Here is a 23,231-nt window from a genome sequence, read left to right as displayed (position 1 = left end):
CTTTCGGCGTCTGATTCCCAGTCAGCGGGATTTGTCTTTCCGGCTGTTGGGCCGTTCCGACGAGTGAGACTTTAGCGGATTCCCTGCCCCCGACGCTAATCGGGCGGCTGCGCTCAGACCTTCGAACGCGGATTCCCCATTTCGCAAAAACACACGGAAAGCACGACGGCGCGACAAGGCGTCGTCAGCTTCTGAGGATCTTGCGGAATGGTTGTCCGGGGCCGACCGGAGTCGGTGCTCACGTCGGACAACTCGGAGAACAGTACGGACCGGAGGGTTCCGTGTCAACCCTGGCCCTGGGGCGTTCCTCTGCCCGGGCGACGGAAGGCCGTGCGGTAGTCCCGGGGGCTGGTGCCCAGGTGGGAGGCGAAGTGCTGGCGCATCGTGACCTCGCTGCCGAAGCCGGCGCGGCGGGCCACCTCGGGGAGGGGGTGGTCGGTCCGTTCGAGGAGCTTCTGGGCCGCCGCGACGCGCTGGGTGATGAGCCAGTGGAGGGGGGTGGTGCCCGTCGTGGCCTGGAAGTGGCGGGCGAAGGAGCGGGGGGACATGCCGGCGAGGGCGGCCAGGCTCGCGACGGTGTGGGGTTCGGCGAGATGGGCCAGGGCGTGGGCGCGTACGGCGGCGAGGGCGTCGGCGTCCCGGTCGGCGCGGGGCGTGGGGTGCTCGATGAACTGGGCCTGCGTCCCCGTACGGAAGGGGGCGGTGACCATGGAGCGGGCGACCGCCGCTGCGGCTTCGGCGCCGTGGGCGGTGCGGACGAGGTGGAGACAGAGGTCGATGCCCGCGGCGGTGCCGGCGGAGGTCCAGATGCCGGTGTCCTCGACGAAGAGGGCGTCGGGTTCGACCTGGACGGCGGGGTGGAGGGCGGCCAGGGCCCCGGCCAGGTGCCAGTGGGTGACGGCGCGGCGGCCGTCGAGGAGGCCGGCGCGGGCGAGGACGAAGGCTCCGGCGCAGAGCGAGGCGACCGGGACGCCGGCGGTGTGGGCGCGGCGGAGGGCGTCGAGGACGGGGGGCGGGAGGTCGGCGCGGGGGTCCTCGATGCCGGGGACGACGACCAGGTCGGTGGGGGTGAGGTCGTCGAGCCAGGTGAGGGGGCGGTCGGGGGTGAGGGTGAGGCCCCCGCGCAGGGGGATGGGGGCGCCCGGTTCGGTGGCGGTTCTGCGGAGTTCGAAGGGCGGGACGCCGCGGAGGGTGCGGTCGCTGTCCCAGACCTCGGTGATGACGGAGACGTCGAAGGCGCGGATGCCGGGGAAGGAGACGAGGGCGATGCGCTGGGGGCGGGGCGCGGGGGTCCGTGACACGTTTGGCAGTAAAGCATCGATCGCTGGCATTCGTCCCTCTGGGAGGGCGGGACCGGCGGCGGGAGGATCGTTGTCATGGAGATCAACGAGAACGCGGCGCTGGTGGTCGTCGACGTGCAGAAGGGCTTCGAGTCCGAGTTCTGGGGCCGTCGGGACAATCCGGAGGCCGAGCGGAACATCGCGGCCCTGATCGACGTGTGGCAGGAGACGGGGCGGCCGGTCGTCTTCGTGCGGCACGACTCGTCGCAGCCGGGGTCGCCGCTGGCGGCGGGGACCGAGGGGAACGAGTTCAAGGACTTCGTCGAGGAGCGGCGGGGGAAGGGCTCGGGTCCGGAGCTGTTCGTCACGAAGTCCGTGAACTCGGCGTTCTACGGGGAGCCGGACCTGGACGCCTGGCTGAAGGGTGCCGGGGTCGAGCAGTTCGTGGTGGTGGGGATCCAGACCAACATGTGCAACGAGACCACCGCCCGGATGGGCGGGAACCTCGGGTACGACGTGTTGTTCCCGCTGGACGCGATGCACACCTTCGACCTGGCCGGACCGTTCGGCTGGACGCGGTCGGCGGAGGAGCTGACCCGGGCGACGGCGGTGTCGCTGCACGGTGGGCGGTTCGCCCGGGTCGTGACCACGGAGGACGTGGTGAAGGGCGCGTCGGCCCGGTAGGGGGTCAGCTGTTGCCGGAGGCGAGCTCGCGGCTGCGGTCGCGGGCCGCTTCCAGGGCGGCGATCAGGGCGGCGCGTACGCCGTGGTTCTCCAGCTCGCGGATGGCGCTGATGGTGGTGCCGGCCGGTGAGGTGACCGCCTCGCGGAGCTTGACCGGGTGTTCGCCGCTGTCGCGGAGCATCACGGCGGCGCCGATGGCGGCCTGGACGATGAGGTCGTGGGCCTGGGCGCGGGGCAGGCCGAGGAGGATGCCGGCGTCGGTCATGGCCTCTACGAGGAAGTAGAAGTACGCGGGGCCCGAGCCGGAGAGGGCGGTGGCGGCGTCCTGCTGGGACTCGGGGACGCGGAGGGTCTTGCCGACGCCGCCGAAGATCTCCTCGGTGTGGGCGAGGTGCTCGGGGGTGGCGTGGCTGCCGGCCGAGATGACCGACATGCCCTCGTCGACGAGGACGGGGGTGTTCGGCATGACGCGGACGACGGGGGTGCCGGCGGTGAGGCGGTCCTCGATGAACGAGGTGGGGATGCCGGCGGCGGCGCTGACGACCAGGCGGTCGGCGGTGACGTGGGGGGCGAGCTCGTCGAGGAGGCGGCCCATGTCCTGCGGCTTGACGGCCAGGATGAGGGTGTCCGCGCGCTTGGCGGCCTCGGCGTTGGTGACGGTCTCGACGCCGTAGCGGGTGCGGAGCTCCTCGGCGCGTTCGGCGCGGCGGGCGGTGACCAGGAGGTTCGCGGGGCGCCAGCCGGCGCGGATCATGCCGCTGAGGAGCGCTTCACCGATCTTGCCGGTGCCGAGGACTGCGACGGTCTGGGTCATGGGTCTGTTCACCTCGCCGGAGGGGGCTTTTTCGACATCCTTTCACCGGTGGGGGGCGGGGTGCGTGGGGTGTCCGAGGGGCGGTCAGGCGGTGCGGCGGCGGAGGGTGGCCGCGCCGAGGCCGAGGACCAGGACGGCGCAGCCGGCGACGACGAGGGCGTCGCGGACGAAGGCGGCGGTCATGTCGGTGTGGCGGAGGACCTCGTTCATGCCGTCGACGGCGTACGACATGGGCAGGACGTTCGAGATCGCCTCCAGGGCGGGGGCCATGCGGTCGCGCGGGGTGAACAGGCCGCAGAGCAGGAGCTGGGGGAAGATCACGGCCGGCATGAACTGGACGGCCTGGAACTCGGACGCGGCGAAGGCGGAGACGAAGAGGCCGAGCGCGGTGCCGAGGAGGGCGTCGAGGAGCGCCACCAGGAGGAGGAGCCAGGGGGAGCCGGTGACGTCGAGGCCGAGGAACCGGACGGCGAGGCCGGTGGCCAGGACGGACTGGAGGACGGCGACGAGCCCGAAGGCGAGGGCGTAGCCGGCGATGAGGTCGGCCTTGCCGAGGGGCATGGCGAGCAGGCGTTCCAGGGTGCCGGAGGTGCGTTCCCTGAGGGTGGCGATGGAGGTCACCAGGAACATCGTGATGAGCGGGAAGATGCCGAGGAGCGAGGCGCCGATGCCGTCGAAGGTGCCGGGACTGCCGTCGAAGACGTAGCGGAGCAGGAAGAGCATCAGGCAGGGGACGAGGAGCATCAGGGCGATCGAGCGCGGGTCGTGGCGCAGTTGGCGCAGGACGCGGGCGGAGGTGGCGAGGGTGCGGTCGGCGTTCACGGTCGGTGCTCCTCCTGGGTGGTGGCGGCTGCTTGGGCGGCGCGGGTGTTCGCCGCGTCCACGAGGTGCAGGAAGGCCTCTTCGACGGTGGCCGTGTCGTTGCGGCGGCGGAGGGCCTCGGGGGTGTCCTCGGCGAGGATCTCGCCCTCGCGCATGAGGAGGAGACGGTGGCAGCGCTCGGCCTCGTCCATCACGTGGGAGGAGACGAGGAGGGTGGTGCCCCGCTCGGCGGCGAGCCGGTGGAAGAGGTCCCAGAGGTCGCGGCGGAGTACGGGGTCGAGGCCGACCGTGGGCTCGTCGAGGACGAGGAGTTCCGGGGTGCCGAGGAGGGCGACGGCGAGGGAGACCCGGCTGCGCTGACCGCCGGAGAGCCGTCCGGCGAGGGTGTCGGCGTGGTCGGTGAGGTCGACGTCCTCGACGGCCCGGTCGACGGCGTTGCGGCGGTCGTGGCGGTGGGCGCGGCCGGGGAGCAGGACGGCGGCGAAGTAGTCGAGGTTCTGGCGGACGGTGAGGTCGTCGTAGACGGACGGGGCCTGGGTGACGTAGCCGATGCGGGAGCGGAGGGCGGGGTCGCCGGCGGGGCGGCCGAGGACCTGGAGGGTGCCGCCGACCTTGGCCTGGGTGCCGACGATCGCGCGCATGAGGGTGGTCTTGCCGCAGCCGGAGGGGCCGAGGAGGCCCGTGATGCGGGCGGTGGGGATGGTGAAGTCGATTCCCCGGAGGACCTGGCGGTCGGCGCGGGTGGTGGTGAGGGCTTGGGCGATGACGGCCGCCCGCTTCGGGGGTGCACCCGACGCCTGCCGGGCCGAGTTATTCATCATGCGATGAATAATGGGCCTGGGGGTATGCGGCGTCAAGGAGCTGAGCGGGTTCGGCGGTACGGGGGCGGGCCGGCCGTGCCCACGACGGCGCCGCTCGGGGTGCGGGTTCAGGCGCGGGACGCGGAGGCCCCGCTGAAGGGCGCCGTCCCGTGCGCCCACCCTCCCCCAAGCTCTCGGCTTCGCTCGAGCAGGAGGGACCTCCTTGCCCCAGCGGGACGACTGCCCACACGGGGGGTGGGTGGGGGCGGGGCGATTGCCCGCGCGGCGGGGGGGCGCCAGCCCGCGGGGGAGGGCTACTTGCGCTTCGGCTTCTTGCGGGTCGCGGGGTTGCCCGTGCGGGAGGAGCGGCGCTTCTCGTACTGCGCCAGCGCCGTCTCGTACTCCGTGCGACGCAGTCCCTCGCCGGGGGCCTCGACGAAGCAGCGGGCGGCGTAGGCGAGGAGGGAGCCGATGAAGCCGATGGCCTTCAGGCTGCGGAGGGACTCCTCGCGGGCCGGGTCGGCCGGGCGGCGGACGAAGCCCTCCCAGGTCTTGCCGAACGCGATGGCGCTGCAGACCGCGAACATGACGACGACCAGCGCGTTGACGACGCCGCCGACGGCCGCGATCTGCAGGCCCTCGTAGGCGAAGCGCAGCACGAAGCAGGCCGCGACGGCGGCGGCCAGCGCGCCGGCGGCCAAGCCGGCGCGGCGCGGCGCGTAATTGCCGCTGTGGTCGACCCAGGTCGTGCCGAAGAAGCGGATCTCCTCCGGCTGCGGGCCGGCCTTGGCGGGGGTCTGCTCTTCGTCGCTCACGGGGTCGATTATCCCCGGGGTGACGGAGAAGGGGCTCAGGGGCAGCGCGGTGCGACCAGGTCGTCGCTGCCCGTGTGGACGTACGCGTCGGAGACGTACTCGCCCGGGGCGATGTTGTCCCAGATGTTCGTCGTGCCGTACGGCCCGCTGATCCACTCGCCGTACTTCTGGCAGTAGATCGCCACCGTGGCGCCGAGCGGCAGCACCCGGACGATCGGATACTTGGTGCTCGGGCCCGAGCGCACGTTGACCCGGTAGCCCGGTGCGACCTCGTAGCGCGTGGTCATGGTGTCCTCCCCCTGTGGCGCAAAAGCGCTCCGCCGAGTTTCACTCTCCGCGACGCGCAGGCTAGCAAGCTCCACCGACATCGCGGGCACCATGGACTAGGCTCCGTCGGGTCGCGCACGTGCGCGCGATGTGACGGGGACTCACACGGGGGTGGGCGATGCCACCGTTGCGCGGCACCGGTGCCGATCGCTATGCGGAGGAGCCGGAGTACGCGGGCGACTACCGTCTCCAGGCCTGTCTGGGGGCCGGCGGCATGGGCGTCGTGCACCTCGCGAGCTCCGCCTCCGGGCTGCGGCTCGCGGTCAAGGTCGTGCACGCACGGTATGCGGAGGACCCCGAGTTCAGGGCGCGTTTCCGCCAGGAGGTCGCGGCCGCGCGCCGGGTCAGCGGGGCCTTCACCGCGCCGGTCGTCGACGCCGATCCCGATGCCGTGCGCCCCTGGATGGCGACCCTCTACGTGCCGGGCCCCACCCTCGCCGACCAGGTGAAGCGGAACGGCCCGCTGTCCCCCGCCGAGCTGCGCCGGCTCACCGCCGGGCTCGCGGAGGCGCTGCGCGACATCCACCGGGCCGGGGTGGTCCACCGCGACCTCAAGCCCAGCAACGTCCTGCTGACCGACACCGGACCGAAGGTCATCGACTTCGGGATCTCCCGGCCGGTCGACAGCGATCTGCACACCGAGACGGGCAAGCTCATCGGCTCGCCGCCGTTCATGGCGCCCGAGCAGTTCCAGCGGCCGCGCGAGGTCGGGCCGGCGGCGGACGTGTTCGCGCTCGGCTCCGTGCTCGTGCACGCGGCGACCGGGCACGGCCCGTTCGACTCCGACAGCCCGTACATCGTGGCGTACCAGGTCGTCCACGACGAGCCGGACCTGACGGGGGTGCCGGCGGACCTCGCGCCGCTCGTCGCCCGCTGCCTCGCCAAGGAGCCCGTCGAGCGGCCGACGCCGGCCCAGATCATGCAGGCGCTGCTGCCCCCCTCGTACGCGGCCGAGGCCTTCATACCGGCACAGCGGCGGCGGCCCGCCCTGTCCGAGGGCGAGACCGGACCCGCGCCCGCGTGGGACGCGGACACGCCGGTGCGGGCCTCCGCGCCGACCCCGCCCCCGCGCGGCCCGCGGGTCCGGATCCGGCCGCGCCCGACGATCGCCGTCGCCGCCGCGCTCGCACTGACCGCCGCCGGTCTGTACGCGGCGCTCAGCCGACCGGCGGACGGCGGGCCCGAGACCCCGACGAGCCCGGCCGAGGTGGCCACCTCCTTCGCCGGCTGGCAGACCTCGCTCCAGGAGCACGGCCCTTCGGCCGCGCCCGCCTGTGCCCACGGCGCCGGCGCGCTGTACTGCACGGCCCGGGGCGTCGGCCTCGCCCGGCTCGACCCGGTGACCGGGCACGTCCTGTGGTCGCGGACCGAGCCCGTCGGGCAGGAGAGCCCCGCCGCCCCAGTGGCCCTGACGGACGGGCTGATCGGAGCCGCCGCCCCCACCGGGCCGCTGAAGGCGTACGCGGCCGGGGACGGCTCCCCCGGCTGGAGCGCCGCGGCGAGCCTGCCCGAGTCGTACCGGCCGGCCGGCTCCGCCGTCGTCCTGTCCGACGGCACCGGCAGCATCCGGGCGGTCGACGCCCGCAGCGGCAAGGAGCTGTGGCGGCACGGCCTGGCGGGCTTCGAGGTCCCGCGCCCGGGACCGTACGACGCGCCCTCCGGGCTGCTCACCGTTTCCGAGACCTCGTACGACGGCTCGCGCACCCGGGTCGGCGCGATCCGCCCGGCCACCGGCGAGGTGGTCTGGCAGCGGGAGCTGGACGGCAACCTCGACCCGCTGGGCCGGACCGGCGACGGCACCCTGGTCCTCGCCTCGTTCTACGACACCGATCTGGCCGACGCCGTCGTCCTGGTGGGTTCCGGCGGCGAGGGCGCGGTGCGCAGGCTCGCCCTGCCGCACCGGATCGACCTCCGGGGCGTCGCCGTGCACGGCGGCGTCGTCCATCTGCTCGCCGCGGACGGGCACCTCACGGCCTTCGACACCGCCGCGGAGAAGGGGCGGACGCTGTGGGACCTGGAGACGGCCGCCGGAAACGTGTCGCCGCCGGTCCTCGGGCCGGGCGACCGGCTCTACTTCTCCGTCCAGGACGGCCGGCTGATCGCGGTGGACACCGCGCGCGGCGCGGTGATCGGCCAGACCCGGCCGCGGCTGCGGAACGGCCGGCTCGGATACGCGCCCCTGGTGCCCGCGCCGCTGGTCGCCGGGGACCGGGTCTTCGGAACGGCGCCGGACGGCTCCGTCTTCGCGGTCGACGCGCGCGACCCGGCCGCCTGGTGAGCGCCTGAGGCGTGCGTACGGCGGAGGGGGCGGGCCCGCGGGCCCGCCCCCTCCGCCGTACGTCCCGCCGGGTCAGCCCAGCTTCGACACGTCCCGGACCGCGCCCTTGTCGGCGCTGGTCGCCATCGCCGCGTACGCCCGCAGCGCGGCCGACACCTTGCGCTGCCGGTTCTTCGGCGCGTACACGCCGCCGAGGGCCTCACGGCGGGCCGCCAGGGTGGAGTCGTCGACGAGCAGCTCGATCGAGCGGCTGGGGATGTCGATGCGGATGCGGTCGCCGTCCTCGACGAGAGCGATCGTGCCGCCCGAGGCGGCCTCCGGGGAGGCGTGGCCGATGGAGAGGCCCGAGGTGCCGCCCGAGAAGCGGCCGTCGGTGACGAGGGCGCAGGACTTGCCCAGTCCCCGGCCCTTGAGGAAGGAGGTCGGGTAGAGCATCTCCTGCATGCCGGGGCCGCCCTTGGGGCCCTCGTAGCGGATGACGACCACGTCGCCCTCCTTGACCTGCTTGTTCAGGATCTTCTCGACGGCCTCCTCCTGCGACTCGCAGACGACGGCCGGGCCCTCGAAGGTCCAGATGGACTCGTCGACGCCGGCGGTCTTCACGACGCAGCCGTCGACGGCGAGGTTGCCGTGCAGGACGGCGAGGCCGCCGTCCTTCGAGTAGGCGTGGGCGACGTCGCGGATGCAGCCGTTCGCGGCGTCCGTGTCGAGGGTGTCCCAGCGCTCCGACTGGGAGAAGGCGGTCGCGGAGCGGACGCAGCCGGGGGCCGCGTGCCACAGTTCGACGGCCTCCTCGGAGGGCGAGCCGCCGCGCACGTCCCAGGCGTCCAGCCACTCCTTGATGGAGCGGGCGTGGACCGCGTGGACGTCCTCGTTGAGCAGGCCGCCGCGGTAGAGCTCGCCGAGGATGGCGGGGATGCCGCCGGCCCGGTGCACGTCCTCCATGTAGTACGTGCGGTCCTTCGCCACGTTCGGCGCGACCTTCGCCAGGCAGGGGACGCGGCGCGAGACCTCGTCCATGTCCGGCAGGCCGTAGTCCAGCTCGGCCTCCTGGGCGGCGGCGAGCAGGTGCAGGATCGTGTTGGTCGAACCGCCCATGGCGATGTCCAGCGCCATCGCGTTCTCGAAGGCGGCGCGGGTGGCGATGGAGCGGGGCAGGACCGAGTCGTCGTCCTCGTCGTAGTGGCGGCGGGTGATGTCGACGACCGTCCGCGCGGCGTTCTCGTAGAGGGCGCGGCGGGCGGTGTGGGTGGCGAGCACGGAGCCGTTGCCCGGGAGGGAGAGGCCGATCGCCTCGGTCAGGCAGTTCATCGAGTTGGCGGTGAACATGCCGGAACAGGACCCGCAGGTCGGGCAGGCGTTCTCCTCGATGCGGGAGATGTCCTCGTCCGAGATGTTCGGGTTCACCGCGTCGGAGATCGCGTCGACCAGGTCGAGCGTGCGGACCGAGCCGTCGACGAGGGTGGCGCGGCCGGACTCCATCGGGCCGCCGGAGACGAAGACCGTCGGGATGTTGAGGCGCAGGGCGGCCATCAGCATGCCGGGGGTGATCTTGTCGCAGTTGGAGATGCAGATGAGGGCGTCGGCGCAGTGCGCCTCGACCATGTACTCCACGCTGTCCGCGATCAGGTCGCGGGAGGGCAGGCTGTAGAGCATGCCGCCGTGGCCCATGGCGATGCCGTCGTCGACGGCGATCGTGTTGAACTCTCGGGCGATGCCGCCGGCGGCGGTGATGGCCTCGGAGACGATCCGGCCGACCGGCTGGAGGTGGGTGTGGCCGGGCACGAACTCGGTGAAGGAGTTGGCGACGGCGATGATCGGCTTCCGGCCGATGTCCGCGCCGGGTACACCGGAGGCGCGCATAAGGGCGCGTGCGCCCGCCATGTTGCGGCCGTGGGTGACAGTGCGGGACCTCAGCTCGGGCATCGTCGCTCGCTCCTCGTGATGGGTGTGCTTGCTTTCGAGCGTACGCCGCCGCTCCAAGATCTGGACGGGGCGTCCGGAATGCGGGACAAGTGTTCAGGTCTCGGACGCCCGGCCGGCCACCGCCTGCCCCCGGAGGGGCTTCCGGGCCTCGGACGGCTTCCGCCGGGCTCGGCGGGGCTTCCGCCGGTCTCGGCGGGCTTCCGCCGGTCTCGGCGGGCTTCCGGGCCTCGGCGGGCTTCCGGGCCTCGGTCAGGCTTCCGTCAGGTAGCGCTGGAGGGTCGGGGCCACCTGCTCGACGATCCGCTCCGGGTCCGCCGAGGCCAGCGGCTCGACCTGGATCACGTACCGCATGATCACGATCCCGATCATGTGCGAGGCGGCAAGCTCCGCGCGGAAGGCCGGGTCCGGCACGTCCAGCTCGGCCGCGATCCGCTCCAGGAGCCGGCGCAGCACGAAGGTCCGCAGCACCTTGGCCGCCGCCTCGTGGGTGAGCGCGGAACGGACGATCGCGAGGAGCGGGGCGCGGGAGGCCGGGTTCTCCCAGACGCCGATGAAGAAGCGCGCGAGCCGTTCGCCGATGGCCTCGCGCGGGCCGCCGAGAATCGCCGGGACGACGGTCGTGGGCTCGAAGGAGACCTCGACGGCGGCGGCGAAGACCTCGTCCTTCGTGCCGAAGTAGTGGTGCACGAGCGCCGGGTCCACCCCGGCCGCCTTGGCGATGCCGCGCACCGAGGCCTTGTCGTAGCCGCGCTCGGCGAACTGGGCGCGGGCCGCTTCGAGGATGCGTTCGCGCGCGCCCGGGCCGCTCTCCTCCTCGGTACGGGACGGGCGGCCGCGCCGGCGCGGGGCCGGGTCGGTCATGGGCGGGGGGCCCGTTCCGTCGGGCGGGCGGCGGAGGCCAGGTGGAGGCGGGTGAAGGCCAGGGCCTCCGCGAGGTCGGCCTCGCGTTCGGCGGCTGACATAGCGCGGCGGGTGTTGACCTCGATGACGACGTGCCCGTCGAAGCCGGTGAGTGCGAGGCGCTCCAGGAGCTCGGCGCAGGGCTGGGTGCCGCGGCCCGGGACGAGGTGCTCGTCCTTGGCGGATCCCTTGCCGTCGGCGAGGTGGACGTGGCCGAGCCGGTCGCCCATGCGGTCGATCATCGCGAGGGCGTCGGTGCGGGCGGTCGCGGTGTGCGAGAGGTCGACGGTGAAGTGCCGGTAGTCGTCCTTGGTGACGTCCCACTCGGGGGCGTACGCGAGCATCTCGCGGTCCTTGTACCGCCACGGGTACATGTTCTCGACGGCGAAGCGCACGTCCGTCTCCTCCGCCATCCGCCAGATGCCGGTCACGAAGTCCTTGGCGTACTGGCGCTGCCAGCGGAACGGCGGGTGCACGACGACCGTCGACGCGCCGAGCCGCTCGGCCGCCGCCTGGGCGCGCTGGAGCTTGACCCACGGGTCGGTGGACCAGACGCGCTGGGTGATGAGGAGGCAGGGGGCGTGCACGGCCAGGATCGGGACCTGGTGGTAGTCGGAGAGCCGGCGCAGTGCCTCGATGTCCTGGCTGACCGGGTCGGTCCACACCATGACCTCGACGCCGTCGTAGCCGAGGCGCGCGGCGATCTCGAAGGCCGTCGCCGTCGACTCCGGATAGACCGAGGCCGTCGACAGGGCGACCTTCGCATCCGGGATGCGCACCACTGGTTCTGCCACGGGGACAGGGTACGGGGCGGGCCGGGGGGCCGGGGGGTGGTTCCGGTCACGCCCGGCCCGTGCGCGAGGGGTCCGTCGGCGGTCGGGCCGTGCCCGGGCTCAGTGCTCCGGCAGGTGGTCCAGGCGGCGCAGGATGACGCCCTCGCGCAGGGCCCAGGGGCAGATCTCCAGCTCCTCGACGCCGAGGAGGTCCATCGCGCCCTCCGCGACGAGCGCGCCCGCGAGGAGCTGTCCCGCGCGGCCCTCCGAGACGCCGGGAAGGGAGGCGCGCTCGGGCACGGTCATGCCGGCGAGGCGCGGGACCCACTCCTCCAGGGCCTTGCGGGTCAGGATCCGCTGGACGTAGAGGCCCTCCCCCGAGCCGGGCGCGCCCGCGATCCTGGCGAGCTGCTTGAAGGTCTTGGAGGTGGCCACGACGTGGTCGGGGCGGCCGAAGCGGCTGAACTCGCCGACCGTGCGGGCGATCTGCGCGCGCACGTGGCGGCGGAGCGCCTTCACGTCGTCGGTGTCGGCCGGGTCGCCGGGCAGCCAGCCCGCCGTGAGGCGGCCGGCGCCGAGGGGCAGGGAGACGGCCGCGTCCGGGTCCTCGTCGATGCCGAAGGCGACTTCGAGGGAGCCGCCGCCGATGTCGAGGAGGAGCAGCTTGCCCGCGGACCAGCCGAACCAGCGGCGGGCGGCGAGGAAGGTGAGCCGGGCCTCCTCCTCGCCGGTGAGGACCTGGAGGTCGACCCCGGTCTCGTCCTTCACGCGCGCGAGGACCGCGTCGGCGTTGCTGGCCTCGCGGACCGCGGAGGTCGCGAAGGGCAGCACCTCCTCGCAGCCCTTGTCCTCGGCGGCCAGGAGCGCGTCCCGCACGGTCGCGATGAGCCGCTCGACGCCGCCGGGCGCGATCGCGCCCCGCTCGTCGAGCAGTTCGGCGAGCCGCAGCTCCGCCTTGTGCGAGTGGGCGGGCAGCGGCCGGGCGCCGGGGTGGGCGTCCACCACGAGCAGGTGCACTGTGTTCGAACCGACGTCGAGGACTCCGAGTCTCATGGGCGGAACGCTACTGCGCTCGCCCGCATACGCTTGGAGTTGTGCCAAAGACGAAGAAGGCGAAGCCGGACAAAGAGAGCGACGGCTCACGCGTGAAGGACGCCAGGAGCGCGCACGCGGCGAAGTCCGTGAAGGCGATCAAGGTCGGGAAGCAGAAGCGGGACAAGGCCGAGGAGCCCGACGAGAAGGGCCTGGACTTCGCGCGCGCGTGGGTCGAGTTCCCCGATCCGGCCGACGAGGAGCAGGTCTTCCGCTGCGACCTGACCTGGCTGACCTCCCGCTGGACGTGCATCTTCGGCAACGGCTGCCAGGGCATCCAGGAGGGGCGCGCCGACGACGGCTGCTGCACCCTGGGCGCGCACTTCTCCGACGAGGACGACGAGAAGCGGGTCGCGGAGCACGTGGCCCGGCTGACGCCCGAGCTGTGGCAGTTCCACGACGTCGGCACGGAGTCGGGCTGGGTGCAGCTCGACGAGGACGGCGACCGGCAGACCCGCCGCTGGGAGGGGTCCTGCATCTTCCAGAACCGGCCCGGTTTCGCGGGCGGCGCGGGCTGTTCGCTGCACATCCTGGCGATGAAGGAGGGCCGGGAGCCGCTGGAGACGAAGCCGGACGTGTGCTGGCAGCTGCCGGTGCGGCGGACGTACGACTGGATCGACCGTCCCGACGACAGCCGGGTGCTCCAGGTGTCGATCGGCGAGTACGACCGGCGCGGCTGGGGGCCGGGCGGTCATGACCTGCACTGGTACTGCACGACGGCGTCGTCGGCGCACGTCGGCGCCGAGCCGGTCTACGTCTCGTACCGGCCCGAGCTGGTCGAGATGATGGGCGAGGAGGCGTACGAGGTCCTGGCCGGGCTGTGCGAGGCCCGGCTCGCCTCGCAGCTGCCGCTGGTGGCCCCGCACCCGGCGGATCCCGTCTAGGACGCCGTCCGAGGCTCCGTCCAGGACGCCGTCCGAGGCCCCGTCTAGGACGCCTCGGTCGACGGCGGGGGTGCGCCCGGGTCCGAGTTCGTCGGCGGGGGGTCCTCCGCCGACGGGGGCGGGGTGGTCGGTTCGGTCGTCGGCTGCGCGGTCGGCGGCGGGGTCGTGGGCTCGGTCGTGGGCGGCGTCGTCGGTTCCGTCGTGGGCGGTGACGTCGGCGGCGTCGTCGGTTCCGTCGTGGGCGGTGAGGTCGGCGGCGTCGTGGGCGGTGACGTCGGCGGGGTCGTCGGTTCCGTCGTCGTGACCGGCGGAGGGGTGATGGACCGGCCGGTGGGCGGCTTGGCCGGACCGTGGCCGTCGATCCTGACCACCGCGCCCGAGGGGTTCACGCCCACGCGCGCGCTCCAGGGGCCCGCGGGTGCGCGGCCGTGGTCGACGCGGACGGCGATCGTGATCTTCTCGCCGGGGCCGAGCGTGCCGGAGGCCCGGCTCACGTACAGCCAGGGGGCGTCCGTCCACAGCGACCAGTCGACGGGCGAGCCGCCTGCGGCGGTGAGGGTGAGCAGGGTGACGTCGCCGTGGCCGGTGGCGGTGACCGTGATCCAGCCGGCGGCGGGTTCGCCGGGCCGGGCGGGCCCGGTGGGGGCGCCGGGGCTGACGACCTCGACGGAGACGTCGGGGGCGCGGCCGCCCTGGGTGAAGCGGGGTTCCGGGGTGGCGCGGGCGTTGCCCGCGTTCTCGTACCGGTCGTAGGGGCCGCCGTCCGGGCCGGCCGGTTCGTCCGCCTCGCGCGCGCTGACCCTGGCCCCGTCGTGGCCGGCGGTGTCCGCGTCCGGGGCCCCGCGGTAGGAGGTCCACAGGGCGAGGACGGGCGCGGCGACCACGGCGGCGACCACGGTGGTGGTCACCGCGCGGGCCCGCATCCGGTCACGGCGGGCGACGTGGTCCTTCGGGTCCAGGGGGAAGCCGGTCGGCGCGAAGCGCGGGGCGCCGGCACGCGCGCGTGGGACGTGCAGCATCGCCATGTACGCGGCGGCCCGGGGCGCCTCGACGAGCGGCAGCCGGTCCGCCGGGAGGGCCGCGGCGCCGGGCCAGGGGCCGGCGGCGCCGACGCGCTCGGCCGCGCGGCGGCAGCGGGGGCAGTCGTCGACGTGCCGGACGAGTTCGGCGCGCAGGGCGGCCGAGAGGAGGACCCGGTGGTCGCCGGTGAGCCGGGCGACGGTGGGGCAGCTGCCGGTCTCGACGACGGCGAGGGCGGCCCGGGTCCGCTCGACCTCGCAGCCCGCGGTGGCGAGGAGCTCGCGGGCGGCGAGCGGGTCGAGGGAGAGCACCGCGGCGACCTGGCGGTGGCTGAGCCCGTGCCGCACGGCGAGTTCCAGGGCCTCGCGCTGCTCGGGCGTGGTGCCCGCGGCCTCCGGCCAGGCGAGCCGGGCGAGCTCGGCGCGGCGCCGTTCGGCGGTCTCCTCGGAGACCCGGGGCGGCTCGGGGGCGGTGACGGCCGGGCGGCCGGTGTGGGCGCCCTGGCGCTTGCCGCGCTGCTCGCCGAGGCTGCGCAGGCAGGCCCAGCGGGCGAGGGCGTACAGCCAGGCCGTGCGGCCGTCCTCGTCGGAGGGGCAGCGGCCGTGGTGGCGCTCGGCGACGGCGAGGACCTCGCCGAGGACGGCGGTGGCCGTGTCGTGGTCGCAGAGCACGGAGAGGCAGTACGTGAAGAGGCCGTCGAGGGCGGCCTCGTAACGGGCGGGGGGCCGCCGGCCGAGCGTGCGCGGTCCCTGGGCCGCGGCGCGGTGCGCCCGGTGTGCGCCGGTGGTGCGTGCGGGGGAATCCAGCCTGCTGCTCGTCACTGGGCGACCGTAGGCAGCGCGGGGTGCACTCTTCGTACCGGTAGCTCGATTCTCATTCTTACGGGTGAAGCTATCGCTCGAAAGGGGACAGGAGGCGGGTGTTCCGGTGCCGGGGCGCTCCCCCTGTGGACGGCCGGGGCCCGTTGTCGGTGGCGGCGGATACGGTGGGGCTCATGGCTGCCCGTACGAAAACCGCCAAGGACCGGCCGTCCTACCGCTGCACCGAGTGCGGCTGGCAGACGGCCAAGTGGCTCGGCCGCTGCCCCGAGTGCCAGGCCTGGGGGACGGTCGAGGAGTACGGCGCGCCCGCCGTCCGGACGACCGCCGCCGGCCGCGTCTCCACCGCCGCCCTCCCCATCGGACAGGTCGACGGCCGACAGGCGACCGCCCGCTCGACCGGCGTCGACGAGCTGGACCGGGTCCTCGGCGGGGGCCTGGTGCCCGGCGCCGTCGTGCTGCTCGCGGGCGAGCCGGGCGTCGGCAAGTCCACGCTGCTGCTCGACGTGGCGGCCAAGGCGGCGAGCGAGGAGCACCGCACGCTGTACGTCACGGGCGAGGAGTCCGCGAGCCAGGTCCGGCTGCGCGCCGACCGGATCAACGCGCTCAACGACCATCTGTACCTGGCGGCCGAGACCGATCTGTCGGCCGTCCTCGGGCACCTCGACGCGGTGAAGCCCTCCCTGCTGATCATGGACTCGGTGCAGACCGTCGCCTCCCCCGAGATCGACGGCGCGCCCGGCGGCATGGCCCAGGTCCGCGAGGTCGCGGGCGCCCTCATCCGGGCCTCGAAGGAGCGCGGGATGTCGACGCTCCTCGTCGGCCACGTCACCAAGGAGGGGTCCATCGCGGGTCCCCGGCTCCTGGAGCACCTGGTCGACGTCGTCCTCAGCTTCGAGGGCGACCGGCACGCGCGCCTGCGCCTGGTCCGGGGCGTGAAGAACCGGTACGGGGCGACCGACGAGGTCGGCTGCTTCGAACTGCACGACGAGGGGATCACCGGCCTCGCCGATCCCTCCGGGCTCTTCCTGACCCGGCGCGACGTGGCCGTGCCCGGCACCTGTCTGACGGTCACCCTGGAGGGCAAGCGTCCGCTGGTCGCCGAGGTGCAGGCGCTGACGGTCGACTCGCAGATCCCGTCGCCGCGGCGGACGACCTCGGGTCTGGAGACCTCCCGGGTCTCGATGATGCTGGCGGTCCTTGAGCAGCGCGGCCGGATCAGCGCGCTGGGCAAGCGGGACATCTACAGCGCGACGGTCGGCGGCGTGAAGCTCACCGAGCCCGCGGCCGACCTGGCGATCGCGCTCGCGCTGGCCTCCGCGGCGAGCGACACCCCCCTCCCGAAGAACCTGGTGGCGATCGGCGAGGTCGGGCTCGCGGGCGAGGTGCGGCGGGTGACGGGCGTGCAGCGGCGGCTCGCCGAGGCGCACCGTCTCGGCTTCACGCACGCGCTGGTCCCGACGGACCCGGGGAAGGTGCCTGCCGGCATGAAGGTGACGGAGGTGGCGGACGTGGGAGACGCGCTGCGGGTGCTGCCGCGGAGTCGGCGGGGCAAGGGCGCGGAGGAGGCGCCGGGCGGCTGACCGGGCCCGGTCCCCGGGTGCGCCGAGGGGCCGGGGGAGCCGTCTCCGCGGGGGTGTGCCCACCCGTTCCGGCCTGCGGAACGGGTGGGCACACCGCTGCGGCGAATCCCCCGCCGAGGCGGTGTCGCTAGACTTTGCCCTGGTCTCGCCCATCCGTACGAGCCGGAGGAGTGCAGTGGCAGCCAAGGACGGGGCAGCAGCTCCCGGGAAGTCCGGCGCGGGCTCCGGCAACGAAGCGCTGATGCGCGCCGCCCTGAGCGCGGTCGCGCCGGGCACCGCGCTGCGCGACGGCCTGGAGCGGATCCTCCGGGGGAACACGGGCGGTCTCATCGTCCTCGGCCTGGACAAGACGGTCGATTCGATGTGTACCGGCGGTTTCGTGCTGGACGTCGAGTTCACCGCCACGCGCCTGCGTGAGCTGTGCAAGCTCGACGGCGCGCTCGTCCTCGACAAGGACATCACCAAGATCCACCGCGCGGGCGTGCAGCTGGTCCCGGACGCCTCCATCCCCACCGAGGAGACCGGCACCCGCCACCGCACCGCGGACCGGGTCTCCAAGCAGTGCAACTTCCCGGTCGTCTCCGTCTCCCAGTCGATGCGTCTGATCGCGCTGTACGTGGACGGCGAGCGCCGGGTCCTGGAGGAGTCGGCCGCGATCCTGTCCCGCGCCAACCAGGCGCTCGCGACCCTGGAGCGGTACAAGCTGCGGCTCGACGAGGTGGCCGGCACGCTCTCCGCCCTGGAGATCGAGGACCTGGTCACGGTCCGGGACGTCACGGCGGTCGCGCAGCGCCTGGAAATGGTCCGCCGGATCGCCACCGAGATCGCCGAGTACGTGGTGGAGCTCGGCACCGACGGGCGGCTCCTCTCGCTCCAGCTCGACGAGCTGATCGCGGGCGTGGAGCCGGAGCGCGAGCTGGTGATCAGGGACTACGTGCCGGAGCCGACGGCGAAGCGCTCGCGGACGGTCGCCGAGGCGCTCACCGAGCTGGACGCGCTCACCCACACCGAGCTCCTCGAACTTCCGGTCGTGGCGCGGGCCCTCGGCTACAGCGGTTCGCCCGAGACCCTCGACTCGGCGGTCTCGCCGCGCGGTTACCGGCTCCTGGCGAAGGTGCCGCGGCTGCCGGGCGCGATCATCGAGCGTCTGGTGGAGCACTTCGGCGGGCTGCAGAAGCTGCTCGCGGCGAGCGTGGACGACCTCCAGACCGTCGACGGCGTCGGCGAGGCGCGTGCCCGCAGCGTCCGCGAGGGCCTGTCGCGCCTCGCGGAGTCCTCGATCCTGGAGCGGTACGTCTAGCCGCACGTCCGACGCGGTGCGTCCGGTCCGACGCGCCCAGCCGTACGTCCGGCCCGGCGCGCCCGGCGGTGCGTCCCGAGCCCCGGTGGGGCTTTCAGTCCTTGGCGAGCGTGAACGACGCCGGGAGCACCTTCGCGCCCGGCATCTCCGCCTCCACCAGGTAGGTGCCGGGGCCGGCCTGGCCCGCCGGAGTGGTGGCGCACTGCGGGGCGCTGCGGCTGCGGTCCCATTCCACGGTGTGGGTGATGGTGGTGTGGGCGGGGACGCTCAGCAGGAGCGGGGTGCCGGGGCGCGGGCAGTCGGCGGTGGACCAGACCTCGTCGTCCCGGGCGTCGCTGATCGTCAGAACGGCGTTGCGCGGGCCGAAGTCGGCCTTGCAGGTGGTGTTCGAGGTGTTCTTCACGACGAGGTGGAAGCGCGGCTTCTCCCCCGTCTCGTAAGTGATTTTGGTGGAGCGGAGGGTCAACTGCAGCGCCCCGGCGGGGCAGTTCGGGAGCGGGGAGTCGGCCGGGACCTGCCGGCCCGCGCCGGTGCCCGCGCCTCCGTCGCCGCCGGCCCCGTCGGTGTCGCCGTTCTTCCCGGTGCCCGTGGTGCCTCCCGCGCCCTCGGCGCCGGAGTCCGTACCGGCGTCGGCGCCCGTGTCCGTACCGGATCCTTCCGAGCCGCCGTCGTCGCCCGCGGTCTCGCCGGAGTCCCCCGACTCGTCGCGTCCGCCGGGCTGTTGGCTGATCGCCGGGCCGGTGCCGGAGGGCCCGGGGGTGATCGACGGCGGGGTCGGCGACGAGCCGTTGGCGGCGTCGCTCGGCTTCTTCCCGCCGTCGTCACCGGAGGTGAAGGCCCATACGGCGAGGAGCGCGAGGAGCACCACCAGGCACGCCGCCACCGCCCTCCGTCGCCAGTAGATGGTGGAGGGAAGCGGCCCGACCGGATTGCGCAAAGATCCCACGCCCCGAACCTTACGAGAGATCCGGCCCAACTCCCGCCCCACCCGCCGCCCGAGAGCTCAAGTTTTGCCGATGATCACATCCGTCGGTCCGGGGAACTTTTTCCGGAACACCGACGGAAACCATAGGGAAACGGAGCGAATCGCAGCCCCCCACTTTCGTCGGGGGTCGTTCTGGCCGTTGGCCCGGGGCGGCGGACTCCGGATTCCGGTTAGCGTCGTGCACCATGAACACCCTTCTCGACCTCTCCGACCGTCTGTATCTCGACGTCGCCGACTTCGCCCACTCCATGCCCCACTGGTTCCAGTGGATCGCCGAGGTGTGGACGGAGCTCGGGCTGCTGCTCTTCGCCGTGCTGTTCCTCGCCGGCTGGTGGCGCTCCCGGGAGGGGTCGAGCCGGGCGATGGCGCTCGCGCTGCTCGCCCCGGTCGCCACCGGTTTCGGTTACGTGGTGAGCGAGGCCCTGAAGTCGCTGATCGACGAGGAACGCCCGTGCCGCGCGGTCGCCGGCGCGCCCGTCTCGCTCGTCGTCTGTCCGCCGCACGGCGACTGGTCCTTCCCCAGCAACCACTCGGCCATCGCGGGTGCCGCCGCGATCGCCCTCGCGCTGTCCTGGCGCGGGATCGTCTGGCTGACCGTGCCGATGGCACTGCTCATGGCCTTCTCCCGGGTCTTCGTCGGGGTCCACTACCCGCACGACGTGACCGTCGGCCTGCTCGTCGGCGCCCTGGTGGCCTTCGTCGTGATGCGGGCGGCCGAGCGGCCCGTGCGGTCGCTGGTGGAGACGGCCCGGTCGAGCCGGAGCTCGGCCGTGGTGTGGTGCGCGGGGCGCGGGGCGAGTGCACACGCCTCCGCGCACGCGCCCGCGCACTCCGGGCGGCGCTCTCGCGCACGCCACGGCGCGTACTGATCCCGCCGGGGACGTGCCAGGATCGGAGGTGCCATGACTTCCATCGACACTCCCTCCACTTCCACGGCCCCCGTCGCCCCGGCGCTCCCCGCCGAGCTGCACGGGCCCGTCCTCGCCTGGTTCGACCGGCACGCCCGTGACCTGCCCTGGCGCCGCCCCGAGGCCGGTGCCTGGGGCGTCATGGTCAGCGAGTTCATGCTCCAGCAGACCCCGGTCGTCCGGGTCCTGCCGGTGTACGAGCAGTGGCTGGCGCGCTGGCCGCGTCCGGCCGACCTGGCCGCCGAGGCCCCCGGCGAGGCGGTCCGCGCCTGGGGCCGGCTCGGCTATCCGCGCCGGGCGCTGCGGCTGCACGCGGCGGCCGTCGCCATAACGGAGCGGCACCACGGCGACGTGCCCCGCGACCACGGGCAGCTGCTCGCGCTGCCCGGGATCGGCGAGTACACGGCGGCGGCGGTGGCCTCCTTCGCGTACGGGCAGCGGCACGCGGTCCTGGACACCAACGTGCGCCGGGTCTTCGCGCGGGCGGCGACCGGCGTCCAGTACCCGCCGAACGCGACCACGGCCGCCGAGCGGCGCCTCGCCCGGGCGCTGCTGCCGGAGGACGAGGCGACGGCCTCCCGCTGGGCGGCCGCCTCCATGGAGCTGGGCGCCCTGGTGTGCACGGCGAAGAACGAGGACTGCGGGCGCTGCCCGATCGCCGGGCGGTGCGCCTGGCGGCTCTCGGGGAAGCCGGCGCACGACGGTCCGCCGCGGCGCGGTCAGACCTACGCCGGGACCGACCGGCAGGTGCGCGGCCGGCTCCTCGCGGTGCTGCGGGAGTCGGCGGAGCCGGTGACGCAGGCGGCCCTGGACGCGGTCTGGGACGAGCCGGTGCAGCGGGGCAGGGCCCTGGACGGGCTGGTCGCGGACGGTCTCGTGGAACCGCTGGAGGGCGGCCTGTACCGGCTCCCGCTGTCCTGAGGCCGCGTCCCGGCCCGTTCGAGGCCCCGCTCTCCCCGGAGCGGGGCCTCAAACCTTTTCCGCCCCCGCTGTTACACAACCGATGGGTAGCCGTGCGCCGACCGACGGCTGCCTCGCACAGCCTCGTGACAACCGCTCCGTAGCGTCGTCCACGACACGAGGACAAGCAGGTCACGGGGAGCGGAGGCGGTCGGGATGCGGCAGGGCGAGGTGCTCGACTTCGAGGAGTACGTACGCACGCGGCAGGACGCGCTGCTGCGCAGTGCCCGCCGGCTCGTCGCCGACCCCGTCGACGCCCAGGACCTGCTCCAGACGGCGCTGGTCCGTACGTACGGCCGCTGGGACGGCATCGCCGACAAGTCCCTCGCCGACGCCTATCTGCGCCGGGTCATGATCAACACCCGGACCGAGTGGTGGCGCTCCCGCAAGCTCGAGGAGGTGCCGACCGAGCAGCTGCCGGACGCGAGCATCGACGACCCGACCGAGCAGCACGCCGACCGCGCCCTCCTCATGGACGTCCTGAAGGTGCTGGCGCCGAAGCAGCGCAGCGTCGTCGTCCTGCGTCACTGGGAGCAGATGAGCACGGAGGAGACGGCGGCGGCGCTCGGCATGTCGACGGGTACGGTGAAGTCGACGCTCCACCGCGCGCTCGCCCGGCTCCGCCAGGAGCTGGAGAGCCGTGACCTCGACGCCCGCGCTCTGGGGCGGACCGGGGAGCGGACGACCGTACGAGGTGACGAAGGGGGGCGGGAGCGGTGCGCGGCCTAGACGGCGGACCCGACGGCGACGGCAGAAGCCACGACGACCACGAGCACGGCCCCAGGGGCTCCGGCGGACCGAGCGGCCCCGGCTTCGGCGGCCCCGGCTCCAGCGGCTTCGGCGGCGGCGACCGGTATCCGACCGGGCGCCGCCCTCGCCGTACCGTCAAGGCGGCGAGCGCCACGGCGACGGCCGGGCTCGTCGCCGTCGGGCTGTCCCTGGCCGCCTGCTCCACCGGCGGCACCGGCTCCCGCGACGAGGGCGCGGCCCGCACCGGCGAGATCACCGCCGCGGCGCCCACCCCCTCCGCCTCCGGCACCGCCGGCCCGCAGTCGGCCGAGCGGGTGGATCCGATCGAGCTCCTGAAGGCCGACCCGAAGATCGGCGCACGGCTGAAGAACGATCTGAAGCCCTGCGTCGCGGACGCGTACCCGGTGGACGCCTCCTACGGCAACCTCACGGACTCCTCCGCCCCCGACGTCGTCGTCAACGTGATGACCTGCGGCGATGCCGTCGGCATCGGCACGTACGTCTACCGCAGGCAGAGCGACCGGTACGAGAACGTGTTCATGGCCGAGGACGCGGCGGTCTACGCCACGATCGACCGCGGCGACCTCGTCGTCACCAAGCAGGTGTACGCGAAGGGCGACCCGGTCGCGTACCCCTCGGGCGAGGACGTGATCACCTACCGCTGGTCGGGGAGCAGGTTCACCCAGCACGACTGGGTGCACAACGACTACAGCAGGGCCGTCGGCGACGGCGCGGAGCCCGCTCCGGCCGAGTCCCCCGCCGGCTGAGCCGTGGACCGAGAGAACGCACAGATCCCGAAGGGCACGCACGATGGCCGAAACCCATGTCCTGTTCGTCGAGGACGACGACGTCATCCGTGAGGCCACCCAGCTCGCCCTCGAGCGGGACGGCTTCCGGGTGACCGCCATGCCCGACGGGCTCTCCGGCCTGGACGCCTTCCGGGCGCAGCGGCCCGACATCGCGCTGCTGGACGTGATGCTGCCGGGGATGGACGGGGTCAGCCTCTGCCGCCGCATCCGCGACGAGTCGACCGTGCCCGTCATCATGCTCTCGGCGCGCGCCGACTCGATCGACGTCGTGCTCGGCCTGGAGGCCGGGGCCGACGACTACGTCACCAAGCCCTTCGACGGCTCGGTGCTCATGGCCCGCATCCGGGCCGTGCTGCGCCGCTTCGGGCACGCGGGCGGCGCCGGTGCGGGCGAGCGGGGGGACGCGCCGGACGTCGGCGGGCTCCTCGTCTTCGGCGACCTGGAGGTCGACACCGAGGGCATGGAGGTCCGCAAGGGCGGGGTGCCGGTGGCGCTGACCCCGACCGAGATGCGGCTGCTCCTGGAGTTCTCGTCGGCGCCGGGCACCGTGCTGTCCCGGGACAAGCTCCTGGAGCGGGTCTGGGACTACGGCTGGGGCGGGGACACCCGGGTCGTGGACGTCCACGTGCAGCGGCTGCGCGCCAAGATCGGCCAGGACCGGATCGAGACCGTGCGCGGCTTCGGCTACAAGCTCAAGAGCTAG

The 23,231-nt window shown here is 73.8% G+C and carries 22 protein-coding genes; 10 read left to right on the top strand and 12 right to left on the bottom strand.

Annotation, left to right across the window (positions count from 1 at the left end):
* Positions 1-284: 284 nt before the first annotated feature.
* On the bottom strand, positions 285-1,331 hold the full coding sequence (locus K7G60_RS17470; RefSeq protein ID WP_225801835.1) for a GlxA family transcriptional regulator: 1,047 nt from the start codon (positions 1,329-1,331) through the stop codon (positions 285-287).
* A 45-nt stretch (positions 1,332-1,376) separates the two neighbouring features.
* Here K7G60_RS17470 and K7G60_RS17465 point away from each other — a divergent pair, with 45 nt between their 5' ends.
* Complete coding sequence (locus tag K7G60_RS17465) at positions 1,377-1,964, top strand: cysteine hydrolase family protein (RefSeq protein ID WP_225801834.1); 588 nt, start codon at positions 1,377-1,379, stop codon at positions 1,962-1,964.
* 4 nt (positions 1,965-1,968) lie between these two features.
* Here the strand turns inward: K7G60_RS17465 and proC are convergent, their stop codons facing one another.
* The 5 genes from proC to K7G60_RS17440 form a co-directional block, all read right to left on the bottom strand.
* A complete protein-coding gene (gene proC, locus K7G60_RS17460; RefSeq protein WP_225801833.1) occupies positions 1,969-2,778 on the bottom strand; it encodes a pyrroline-5-carboxylate reductase in 810 nt (269 codons plus the stop codon).
* 84 nt (positions 2,779-2,862) lie between these two features.
* Positions 2,863-3,600 carry an ABC transporter permease gene (locus K7G60_RS17455; RefSeq protein WP_225801832.1) on the bottom strand — a complete coding sequence of 246 codons (738 nt, stop codon included), beginning with the start codon at positions 3,598-3,600 and terminating at the stop codon, positions 2,863-2,865.
* The gene (locus K7G60_RS17450; RefSeq protein WP_374115640.1) at positions 3,597-4,421 is read right to left on the bottom strand and encodes an ABC transporter ATP-binding protein; all 825 of its coding nucleotides are present in this window, start codon (positions 4,419-4,421) and stop codon (positions 3,597-3,599) included. Before K7G60_RS17450 ends, K7G60_RS17455 begins: the two co-directional genes overlap by 4 nt.
* A 293-nt stretch (positions 4,422-4,714) precedes the next feature.
* Positions 4,715-5,215, bottom strand: coding sequence for a hypothetical protein (locus tag K7G60_RS17445; RefSeq protein ID WP_225801831.1), 501 nt, complete (start codon positions 5,213-5,215; stop codon positions 4,715-4,717).
* Between the two features lie 35 nt (positions 5,216-5,250).
* Positions 5,251-5,583 carry an SH3 domain-containing protein gene (locus K7G60_RS17440; RefSeq protein WP_225801830.1) on the bottom strand — a complete coding sequence of 111 codons (333 nt, stop codon included), beginning with the start codon at positions 5,581-5,583 and terminating at the stop codon, positions 5,251-5,253.
* A 77-nt stretch (positions 5,584-5,660) separates the two neighbouring features.
* Between K7G60_RS17440 and K7G60_RS17435 the strand changes: the two genes are divergently transcribed.
* Positions 5,661-7,820 carry a PQQ-binding-like beta-propeller repeat protein gene (locus K7G60_RS17435; RefSeq protein WP_225801829.1) on the top strand — a complete coding sequence of 720 codons (2,160 nt, stop codon included), beginning with the start codon at positions 5,661-5,663 and terminating at the stop codon, positions 7,818-7,820.
* Positions 7,821-7,892: 72 nt separating this feature from the next.
* Here K7G60_RS17435 and ilvD read toward each other — a convergent pair whose 3' ends face one another.
* The 4 genes from ilvD to K7G60_RS17415 all read right to left on the bottom strand — a co-directional run bounded on the left by ilvD (position 7,893) and on the right by K7G60_RS17415 (position 12,472).
* A complete protein-coding gene (gene ilvD / locus K7G60_RS17430; RefSeq protein WP_225801828.1) occupies positions 7,893-9,746 on the bottom strand; it encodes a dihydroxy-acid dehydratase in 1,854 nt (617 codons plus the stop codon).
* Between the two features lie 249 nt (positions 9,747-9,995).
* The gene (locus K7G60_RS17425) at positions 9,996-10,607 is read right to left on the bottom strand and encodes a TetR family transcriptional regulator (protein WP_225801827.1); all 612 of its coding nucleotides are present in this window, start codon (positions 10,605-10,607) and stop codon (positions 9,996-9,998) included.
* Positions 10,604-11,440 (bottom strand): sugar phosphate isomerase/epimerase, encoded by an 837-nt coding sequence (locus K7G60_RS17420; RefSeq protein ID WP_225801826.1) that lies wholly within the window; start codon positions 11,438-11,440, stop codon positions 10,604-10,606. The genes K7G60_RS17425 and K7G60_RS17420 overlap by 4 nt, the downstream gene beginning before the upstream one ends.
* A 99-nt stretch (positions 11,441-11,539) precedes the next feature.
* Complete coding sequence (locus K7G60_RS17415) at positions 11,540-12,472, bottom strand: Ppx/GppA phosphatase family protein (protein WP_225801825.1); 933 nt, start codon at positions 12,470-12,472, stop codon at positions 11,540-11,542.
* A gap of 41 nt (positions 12,473-12,513) precedes the next feature.
* Between K7G60_RS17415 and K7G60_RS17410 the strand changes: the two genes are divergently transcribed.
* On the top strand, positions 12,514-13,395 hold the full coding sequence (locus K7G60_RS17410) for a hypothetical protein (protein ID WP_374115639.1): 882 nt from the start codon (positions 12,514-12,516) through the stop codon (positions 13,393-13,395).
* Between the two features lie 44 nt (positions 13,396-13,439).
* Here K7G60_RS17410 and K7G60_RS17405 read toward each other — a convergent pair whose 3' ends face one another.
* Positions 13,440-15,236, bottom strand: coding sequence for a hypothetical protein (locus tag K7G60_RS17405; RefSeq protein WP_225801824.1), 1,797 nt, complete (start codon positions 15,234-15,236; stop codon positions 13,440-13,442).
* A 173-nt stretch (positions 15,237-15,409) separates the two neighbouring features.
* Here K7G60_RS17405 and radA point away from each other — a divergent pair, with 173 nt between their 5' ends.
* Both radA and disA read left to right on the top strand, forming a co-directional pair.
* Positions 15,410-16,816, top strand: coding sequence for a DNA repair protein RadA (gene radA, locus K7G60_RS17400; protein WP_225801823.1), 1,407 nt, complete (start codon positions 15,410-15,412; stop codon positions 16,814-16,816).
* A gap of 175 nt (positions 16,817-16,991) precedes the next feature.
* Positions 16,992-18,116 carry a DNA integrity scanning diadenylate cyclase DisA gene (gene disA / locus K7G60_RS17395; RefSeq protein WP_225801822.1) on the top strand — a complete coding sequence of 375 codons (1,125 nt, stop codon included), beginning with the start codon at positions 16,992-16,994 and terminating at the stop codon, positions 18,114-18,116.
* A gap of 94 nt (positions 18,117-18,210) precedes the next feature.
* Here disA and K7G60_RS17390 read toward each other — a convergent pair whose 3' ends face one another.
* Positions 18,211-19,062 (bottom strand): hypothetical protein, encoded by an 852-nt coding sequence (locus K7G60_RS17390; protein WP_225801821.1) that lies wholly within the window; start codon positions 19,060-19,062, stop codon positions 18,211-18,213.
* Between the two features lie 224 nt (positions 19,063-19,286).
* On the opposite strand from K7G60_RS17390, the gene K7G60_RS17385 reads away from it, so the two are divergent.
* The 5 genes from K7G60_RS17385 (at position 19,287) to cseB (ending at position 23,231) form a co-directional block, all read left to right on the top strand.
* Complete coding sequence (locus K7G60_RS17385; RefSeq protein WP_225801820.1) at positions 19,287-19,970, top strand: phosphatase PAP2 family protein; 684 nt, start codon at positions 19,287-19,289, stop codon at positions 19,968-19,970.
* 33 nt (positions 19,971-20,003) lie between these two features.
* The gene (locus K7G60_RS17380) at positions 20,004-20,930 is read left to right on the top strand and encodes an A/G-specific adenine glycosylase (protein WP_225801819.1); all 927 of its coding nucleotides are present in this window, start codon (positions 20,004-20,006) and stop codon (positions 20,928-20,930) included.
* 195 nt (positions 20,931-21,125) lie between these two features.
* Positions 21,126-21,698, top strand: a complete 573-nt coding sequence (locus K7G60_RS17375; protein WP_225801818.1) for a SigE family RNA polymerase sigma factor — start codon at positions 21,126-21,128, stop codon at positions 21,696-21,698.
* The gene (locus tag K7G60_RS17370; RefSeq protein ID WP_225801817.1) at positions 21,686-22,486 is read left to right on the top strand and encodes a hypothetical protein; all 801 of its coding nucleotides are present in this window, start codon (positions 21,686-21,688) and stop codon (positions 22,484-22,486) included. The genes K7G60_RS17375 and K7G60_RS17370 overlap by 13 nt, the downstream gene beginning before the upstream one ends.
* A gap of 43 nt (positions 22,487-22,529) precedes the next feature.
* The gene (cseB, locus tag K7G60_RS17365) at positions 22,530-23,231 is read left to right on the top strand and encodes a two-component system response regulator CseB (RefSeq protein ID WP_225801816.1); all 702 of its coding nucleotides are present in this window, start codon (positions 22,530-22,532) and stop codon (positions 23,229-23,231) included.

The sequence above is a fragment of the Streptomyces sp. NK15101 genome (genome assembly GCF_020400725.1).
Lineage (GTDB): Bacteria > Actinomycetota > Actinomycetes > Streptomycetales > Streptomycetaceae > Streptomyces.
Note: the sequence above shows the minus strand (reverse complement) of the source record. Positions and strands in the feature narration are given on the sequence as shown.

What these genes read in the sequence shown, in the direction of transcription:
- ilvD (WP_225801828.1), bottom strand. Translation starts at nt 9,746, where the DNA reads ATGCCCGAGCTGAGGTCCCGCACTGTCACCCACGGCCGCAACATGGCG.
- cseB (WP_225801816.1), top strand. Translation starts at nt 22,530, where the DNA reads ATGGCCGAAACCCATGTCCTGTTCGTCGAGGACGACGACGTCATCCGT.
- K7G60_RS17425 (WP_225801827.1), bottom strand. Translation starts at nt 10,607, where the DNA reads ATGACCGACCCGGCCCCGCGCCGGCGCGGCCGCCCGTCCCGTACCGAG.
- K7G60_RS17385 (WP_225801820.1), top strand. Translation starts at nt 19,287, where the DNA reads ATGAACACCCTTCTCGACCTCTCCGACCGTCTGTATCTCGACGTCGCC.
- K7G60_RS17375 (WP_225801818.1), top strand. Translation starts at nt 21,126, where the DNA reads ATGCGGCAGGGCGAGGTGCTCGACTTCGAGGAGTACGTACGCACGCGG.
- K7G60_RS17435 (WP_225801829.1), top strand. Translation starts at nt 5,661, where the DNA reads ATGCCACCGTTGCGCGGCACCGGTGCCGATCGCTATGCGGAGGAGCCG.
- K7G60_RS17415 (WP_225801825.1), bottom strand. Translation starts at nt 12,472, where the DNA reads ATGAGACTCGGAGTCCTCGACGTCGGTTCGAACACAGTGCACCTGCTC.
- K7G60_RS17380 (WP_225801819.1), top strand. Translation starts at nt 20,004, where the DNA reads ATGACTTCCATCGACACTCCCTCCACTTCCACGGCCCCCGTCGCCCCG.
- K7G60_RS17440 (WP_225801830.1), bottom strand. Translation starts at nt 5,583, where the DNA reads ATGTCGGTGGAGCTTGCTAGCCTGCGCGTCGCGGAGAGTGAAACTCGG.
- K7G60_RS17450 (WP_374115640.1), bottom strand. Translation starts at nt 4,421, where the DNA reads ATGATGAATAACTCGGCCCGGCAGGCGTCGGGTGCACCCCCGAAGCGG.
- proC (WP_225801833.1), bottom strand. Translation starts at nt 2,778, where the DNA reads ATGACCCAGACCGTCGCAGTCCTCGGCACCGGCAAGATCGGTGAAGCG.
- K7G60_RS17470 (WP_225801835.1), bottom strand. Translation starts at nt 1,331, where the DNA reads ATGCCAGCGATCGATGCTTTACTGCCAAACGTGTCACGGACCCCCGCG.
- radA (WP_225801823.1), top strand. Translation starts at nt 15,410, where the DNA reads ATGGCTGCCCGTACGAAAACCGCCAAGGACCGGCCGTCCTACCGCTGC.
- K7G60_RS17465 (WP_225801834.1), top strand. Translation starts at nt 1,377, where the DNA reads ATGGAGATCAACGAGAACGCGGCGCTGGTGGTCGTCGACGTGCAGAAG.